This window comes from Bartonella sp. AP57NXGY, from assembly GCF_042195805.1.
Classification (GTDB): Bacteria; Pseudomonadota; Alphaproteobacteria; order Rhizobiales; family Rhizobiaceae; genus Bartonella.
In genome coordinates, this window is the sequence record NZ_JBHIOZ010000488.1 from 1 (window position 1) to 757 (window position 757).

General features: G+C 32.5%; 1 pseudogene. It reads right to left on the minus strand.

The features are described from left to right. Positions 1-565: 565 nt before the first annotated feature. Positions 566-757, minus strand: a pseudogene (locus tag ACFIL8_RS11635) (Bcr/CflA family drug resistance efflux transporter); the annotation flags it as partial.

Sequence of the window (757 nt, forward strand, 5' to 3'; positions counted from 1 at the left end):
CGTCAAGCTGATGATCTCATTGAATGGATGGGAATGCGTGCGGGCGTCGGGCGTTTGGTTCCAAGAGGATTTCCAAAATCAGGAAAATTTATCAATTAAATGTATTTTATAAATGGGAAAATTCCCTATGGTTTTATGATTATGTAAGATATTAATTTATAAAGATAATTTATTATTTTTTATATTGAACGAAAGACCTAAAGCGTAAGTTTTTCTCTTATTTCGATCTTGTTCAGGTTAAATCAATCAAAACTGTTTGTTTGCCTATCATGAGATGAGAGACCAGCCCGTCTTCATAAAAACTATTGAAGAAAAGAATAAAAATATTTTTTAATAAACCGTTTCACAGACAAGAGTTGTTGCAACAATAGTATGTTTGTTTTTTTACATTATACCATTTATGGGTGCTGTCGTGAAATGATTTGATATTTCGAGAGCTGTACCTTTAAACAAACAATGTGAATGTTTAACACAAGAATGTTCTATTTGGAGATGTTTTATTTTGTCTGATAGGTTTATTTTCTTATTGTTCAAGAGAGATGTTATTAATCTTTCGTAGTAATATTTATTCGTTAGGATTACTATGATATTGTCTAAAAAGATGACCACGTTCAGCCCATAAGACGAGAAGTATGGCAGTGAGACTCAGAAAGAAAAATCCTGCTGAGTTTGGGATGGTTGTTTCATCAAATTGTTGGGCAATAAAAAAGCTAAGTCCTGCACCGATAGATGTTTGAAGAAAGCCGGATACAGAAGA